At 67.8% G+C, this 6,111-nt stretch carries 5 protein-coding genes; 2 read left to right on the forward strand and 3 right to left on the reverse strand.

Translation table 11 applies throughout. The features are described from left to right. Positions 1–137 precede the first annotated feature (137 nt). The gene (locus tag ACWELQ_RS35240; RefSeq protein WP_452401347.1) at positions 138–419 is read left to right on the forward strand and encodes a TetR-like C-terminal domain-containing protein; all 282 of its coding nucleotides are present in this window, start codon (positions 138–140) and stop codon (positions 417–419) included. Between the two features lie 476 nt (positions 420–895). Here the strand turns inward: ACWELQ_RS35240 and ACWELQ_RS35245 are convergent, their stop codons facing one another. Next, positions 896–2,050: an MFS transporter gene (locus ACWELQ_RS35245; RefSeq protein ID WP_452401344.1), complete on the reverse strand. Its 1,155-nt coding sequence runs from the start codon at positions 2,048–2,050 to the stop codon at positions 896–898. A 128-nt stretch (positions 2,051–2,178) separates the two neighbouring features. Here ACWELQ_RS35245 and ACWELQ_RS35250 point away from each other — a divergent pair, with 128 nt between their 5' ends. Then, complete coding sequence (locus tag ACWELQ_RS35250; protein WP_452401345.1) at positions 2,179–3,774, forward strand: PKD domain-containing protein; 1,596 nt, start codon at positions 2,179–2,181, stop codon at positions 3,772–3,774. On the opposite strand, the gene ACWELQ_RS35255 is transcribed toward ACWELQ_RS35250, so the two are convergent. Next, the gene (locus ACWELQ_RS35255; RefSeq protein WP_452401348.1) at positions 3,771–4,763 is read right to left on the reverse strand and encodes a TIGR03617 family F420-dependent LLM class oxidoreductase; all 993 of its coding nucleotides are present in this window, start codon (positions 4,761–4,763) and stop codon (positions 3,771–3,773) included. The genes ACWELQ_RS35250 and ACWELQ_RS35255 overlap by 4 nt on opposite strands. A 160-nt stretch (positions 4,764–4,923) precedes the next feature. Next, positions 4,924–6,111: GMC family oxidoreductase (locus ACWELQ_RS35260; RefSeq protein WP_452401346.1), on the reverse strand; the 1,188-nt coding region annotated here is incomplete at its 5' end.

A 6,111-nucleotide genomic window follows, 5' to 3' on the forward strand; every position in this document is an offset into this window, starting at 1 on the left:
GTCCCCGAGGGCGTCGTCGGTGAGCTGTACCTGTCAGGTGCGGGCCTGGGACGCGGCTACCTGAACCGACCCGCCCTAACAGCGCCTGGACGCGTCTGTTCCTCGCCGCGGCCGCGCATCCGGCGGCCCGCTCGGCCATCCCCGGCCTGCTCTCGGAGTATCACGACGATCAGGAGAGCTATCGCCGCCTGCTCGACGGCGGTGAGCGTCCGACCATCGCGGCGCTGCGCGAGCTGCTCACGGCCGCAGCGGATTCCGGTCAGGCGGCGCCCGATTGCGATGTCGAGGCGATCTTCGAGTTCCTGCGCGGCGCGACGCTGATGCGCGCCCTCACGCACGGCACCGAGGATGCCGACCACTTCAGCCGCCGCATCGCGGACGCGCTGTACGCGGTCGCGCAAACTCCCACGTCAGACTAGGCCCCACCAGTAGATCAGGCAGGCCAGCACGAAGACGACCACGGTTTCCATCGTCAATCCCAATCTTCTTGGCGCTCTTGCCCTCAATGATGCCGTGCGATCGGCGGCAGAGGCCACAAATCGGACGAACAAGATCGCTGACCGTTAGCTTCGAATGCGAAAAACCCGCTGTTATCCGCCACCCCTCGTGGGTGGATAACAGCGGGTCCGCGCTGGCCTACCACCCCCTTCGCGGTAGGCCAGCTGTCCCGGTCGAGTACCGATTGGTTGGTTTGCTGTGGTCGACCCACCACCCCTCGTGGGTGGGTCGGCCCCAGCGTCCCCACTCCCGGTAGGTGGCTCGTTGGGTCCGCCGTGTGTTCCGGCGTTGACACAAACGATGCCCAGCCGCGCTTGGCACGGCCTTAACAAGATCTTGTAGCCCGCAACTGCCCTGGCACGGGCCCATTTTGGTGATCGCAGCGCGGCGGCGCTCGTCAATTGCGAACCTCTCGGCCAACTTTCAGCGTGTAGAGCAGCGCCGCCGCCGCGGTCGCCGCGAGCAGGATGTACCCGAGGGTGTAGTCGTGCCGCGAGCTGTACACCAGCCCCATGACCAAGGGCGGGAAGTAGCCGCCCAATCCACCTGCGGCACCGACCAGTCCGGTTACCGTGCCGACCCGGGCAGGCTCCACCAACCGGGCGATGAGCGCGAACACGCCGCCGGTGCCCAGCCCCAGGAAGAACGCCATCAACACCAGCGCGGTACCCGCGGGCAGTTCCGGGCCCGGTTTGAACGCCAGCACGATCGCCATGATCGCGGTGCCCGCGAACGACACCATCAGCACGCGCGCCGGTCCGATCTTGTCCGACAGCGTGCCGCCCAGCGGCCGCGCCAGCACGCCCGCGATCGAGAACCCGGCCGTCCGCAGTCCCGCATCGGACTGCGAGAACTCGTAGACGTTCTTCAACACCGTCGGCAGATAGGTGGAGAACGCGACGAACCCGCCGAACGCGACCGCGTACAGGAACGAGCCCTCCCAGGTCGCCTTGAGCCGCAACGCCTCCCGGATACGCGGCAGCGCCGGTTCGGTGGCCGGCTTCCAGTCCGGCGAGTTACGGCTGAACAGCCACATCACCGCGCCCAGCACCGCCAGCGCGACGGCCATCAGCACGTGCGTCTGCGCGCGACCCAGATGATCGACCAGGCGCGGGGTGAACAGCGCCGAGAGCGCCGTGCCGCCCATGCCGAGGCCGAACATACCGGTAGCGAACCCGCGCCGGGCCGGTTCGAACCAGGAGTTCACGAACGGGATGCCGACCGCGAACGAGGTGCCGGGAATGCCCAGGAAGAAACCCCAGAGGATCAGCGCCGCAAAGGAATTCGACCAGCCCACCAGTAGCGTCGGAATGATCGAGACGAAGCAGATGACCGTGAACATCAGCCGCCCGCCGAACTTGTCGGTGAGCACACCGGCGGGGATGCGGCCCAGCGAGCCGACCAGTACGGGTGTGGCGACCAGCAGCGACTGCTGGCCGGGGGATAGGCCCAGCTGCTTGGTATAGCTGCTCGATAGCGGACCTATGAGGTTCCAGGCCCAGAAGGTGAGCCCGAAGGCCAGTGTTGCGAGTGTCAGATTTCTCGCGTTCATCCCCTTTGTCTAGCAGATACGCAGGTAGAACGCGCCTAAATTGGGCCATTCCGGCGCGCCTCACAAGGTCGCGCCGCCCCGTCCGCACCATGTCTGCTGTCAGATTGCGGAACTCCCAGGAGGAGCATGTGAAGTTGTGGCGATCCCGGCAGAGCCGGGCAGCGTTGCTGCCGACTTTGACGGGTGTGCTCGCGTTGGCCGGAACCGTCGCCGGGCCGAGCTGTCCCGCGATGGCCGACCCCTTGTCCGACCTTCCCCTCATCATCGATGTCAGCACTCCGCACGACGGGCCCTGCAACGGCCCGCTACACGGCACCACCGCCGTGTACTTCCCGCCCGGCGTCCCGGCCCACGCCGAGGTGGAATGGCGAATCCTCGGCGGCGGCCAGCCGATTCGCAGCGGTATCACCGTGGTGCAGAACGAGGTGATGACTGTCGGCTTCGACATCCGCCGCGATGAGCTACCCCCCGACGGGCTGCTACGCGTGGACGCCCGCGCCCGTGTCCCCGGCGGTGACGTGAGCGGCTACGGCAAGCCATGGAGCTTCCGGGTGAACCGGGAATGCCGTCCACTGCATGTGGTTTCGGTCGGCGACTCCGTGCTGTGGGGACAGAACCTGGACAAGGATCGCACCTTCGCCGACCTGTTCGCCGAGACGCTCGGCGCCCGGATCGGCCGCCAGGCCCAGCTGCACGACTACACCAGTTCCGGCGCCACCCTCGACGCCCCGCCGCAGCACCCGAACTGCCCGACCGGCGACGACGCCACCCTCGATGTGTTCTGCCAGCTCGAACAGGCCGCCGCCGACGCCAACGCGCACGGCTACCAGGTGGATCTGGTCGTCATGGACGGCTGCCTCAACGACCTGGACCCCTTCTTCGGCATTCCGGTCGGCGTCACACCCGGCACCCAGGACCTGGCGACCGCGGTACGCCGCGAATGTGGCGGTGTGGGAGCGGAATCGGAGAATCCCGCCGCCACCGTCCCCTACTTCAGCGGGGCGAAGCTCGGCTACGGCGGGCGCGGCGCCCGCGAGGCCGTGCAGGCCGCCCACAAACTGCCCGGCGCGCCGAAGGTGCTGCTGGGCGATTATTTCCACGGGTACGACGCGGGCCGGGTGCCGCAGGGGCTGACCCAGCGCTGGTCGGAGTTCGTGCGCCTGTCGGCGGAGACGTTCCGGCAGGCGGTGACCGAGGCGAATACCGCCGCGGGCGAGGCCTTCGCGTCCGCCGCCGACGGTCTGTTCACCCAGGACGCCGTACAGACCGGGGATCGCCGCCCGGCCATGAATCCGCTGGGCGACGAGGCGATCTCGCTGCGCCAGCTGGCCTGCCCCCGGCCCGGCGAGCTGCCGCAGTGCCTGACCGTCCCGGCCGTGGGACAGCCCGATGCCGACGGCGCGCGCAAATACGCCGAGGCGTTCCTGCTGAATCCGCGCCTGGCCGAATGGTTCGGCGGCGGCGAACCGCTCGGTGACGGCTTCACCACGTCCCGGACGAAGGTCGACGCGGGTACCCCCGTCGGTTTCGACGCCAATGCGGCCGGGGCCGCGATTCGCCAGTACGACTGGTACTTCGGTGACGGCTCGCACGAGACCACCACCGACCCGGTGACCTCCCATGCCTATTACGGTCGCGGCCCGCAGCTGCCGCGGCTGGTGGTGACCGATATGACCGGTCATCGCAGCCTGTTCGAACTGGACCGGCCGATCACGGTCGGCTAGCGCAACGCGGCTACCAGGTCGGCGATCGAGGTGTCGGCGACCTGGTAGCCGGGAAAATAGCAGCAGACCCGAGAAGCACTGTCCCCGAAGCGGCTTCGGATCTGCGCGGCGCACTCGGTTGGGGTCCCGCTGACCGCCAGTGCATCCACCATCGAATCATCGATCAGCCCCGCCATCTCCTGCCACCGTCCCTGCTTGGACAGCAGATTGAGCTCCGGCTGCAAGTCCGCCCAGCCTTCGACCTCGAGCACCGGCCGGTACGACGGCGTGGAACCGTAGAACGCCAGCAGATTCCGAACGGCGCGGCGCGCTGCGATCAGCTCCGAGTCCGAATCACCCATGGCCACAATGGCTTCCACGATGATCTCGAACGGCCGCTCCGCCCCCGCCAACCCCTTCGCCACCGCCGCCAGCGTCCGCTCCCGGAAATGCCGCTCGGTATTGAACGGCATCACCAACAGTCCATCCGCCACCTGCGCCGCCATCTCCGTCATGCGCGGCCCGAGCGCTCCCACCAGAACCGGCGGTGTCCCAAAGGGATTCGGCCCCGGATCGAACTGCGGCGTCATCAACGTGTGCCGCCAGAACCGTCCCCGATAATCCAGCCGTTCCCCGTCCTGCCAGGCCCGCAGAATCGCCTGCACCGCCAGCACCGTGTCCCGCATCCGCTCCACGGGCTCGGACCAGGTACTCCCGTACCGCCGCTCGATATGCGGCCGGATCTGACTCCCGAGCCCGAGCCGAAATCGCCCGCCGGACAACGCTTGCAGATCCCAGGCGGTATGCGCGAGATGCATGGGACTGCGCGGGAACGCCATGGCCACATTGGTCATGATGTCGACCCCGGCATCGGCGGCCAGCGTCAGCGGCAGAAACACATCGTGCGCGCCTTCGAAGGTGAACACCCCGTCCACCCCCGCCGCCCGTAATTCCCGTGCCCGCGAAGCGGATTCGGCCAGTGGCGCGTTCAGCCAGACATCCACGGGCAGCGACACGATGACTCCTCGGGAAGGGATGTGGATAAACGACAGCCCCGGGCCGAGAGGTAGCGGGCCCGGGGCTGTCAGGGATCGGCGGTGGTCGTGAGCCGCCGATCCACGCGGCGGAGCTACCAGGGAAGTAGCAGCACTCCGCCGCGAGTTCGGGTGGCTAGCCGATGAGCTCCGCCGCCTTCTCACCGATCATGTAGCTCGGCGCGTTGGTGTTGCCGCCGGTGATGCTCGGCATGATCGAGGCGTCCGCGACGCGCAGCCCCTCGATGCCGTTCACCTTCAGCGTCGGGTCGACGACCGCGCGCTCGTCCACACCCATGCGGCAGGTGCCGACCGGGTGGTAGATCGAGTGCACGCGGTTGGGCAGCTCGCGCCGCAGCGCGGTCTCGTCGGCCCACTCCTGGCCCGGGAAGAAGTTCTCGGTGATGTCGCCCGCGATGCTCTTGTGCGACATGACTTCCCGGATCATCTTGATGCCCTCGATCAGGAACTCGGTGTCCCACGGATCGGTCAGGTAGCCGGGATCGATGAGCGGCGAGGCGAACGGGTCCGCCGAGGCCAGCTTCATTTCGCCGCGGCTCTTCGGGTAGATGAGCGAGGGCATGATGGTGAGCGCCGGGCGGCGGTCCACCAGGTGCAGCTTGTCCTCGTCCTGATTGGGCGTCGGGTAGCTCCACGGCAGGGTGTGGATCTGCATGTCCGGGTGGTCGCCGGTGGCGAACTTGGTCTTGACGAAGCCCGCGGCCTCGAAGACGGTGCGGCCCATGAAGGAGCTGCCCGGATTGCGCATCTCCTTGAGGATGCCGCGCGCGAAGTAGGTGGGGATGCCGCGGTGGATGGCCTTCTTCGACACGAAGGTCATCGGCACGAACAGGTGGTCGTGCAGGTTCTGGCCGACCGGCAGGTCCGCGACCACGTCGATGCCGAGTTCGCGCAGGTGTGCGGCCGGGCCGATGCCCGAGAGCATGAGCAGCTGCGGCGAGCCGATGACACCGCCGGAGACGATGACCTCCTTGGCGGCCCGGACGATCCGGCGCTGGCCGTTCTTCTCGGCGATCTCGACGCCGATGGCGCGGCCGTTCTCGATCACCACGCGGGTGGCCTGCACATGCGTCAGCACGGTCAGGTGCGAGTTCGGCATATTGGTGATGAAGCCACGCGAAGAGCTGTAGCGCACGCCGTCTTTCACGCTCTGCTGGAAGATCGAGATGCCTTCCTGCGACGCGCCGTTGTAGTCCTTGATGATCGGCGTGCCGAGGGTCTCAGACGCGGCGGTCATGAATTCCTCGGCGATCGGGGTGATCTCGCGCGGACGCGTCACCTCGATCGGGCCGCCGGTGGCGCG

Source organism: Nocardia sp. NPDC004722 (assembly GCF_053601505.1).

What these genes read in the sequence shown, in the direction of transcription:
- ACWELQ_RS35245 (WP_452401344.1), bottom strand. Translation starts at nt 2,050, where the DNA reads ATGAACGCGAGAAATCTGACACTCGCAACACTGGCCTTCGGGCTCACC.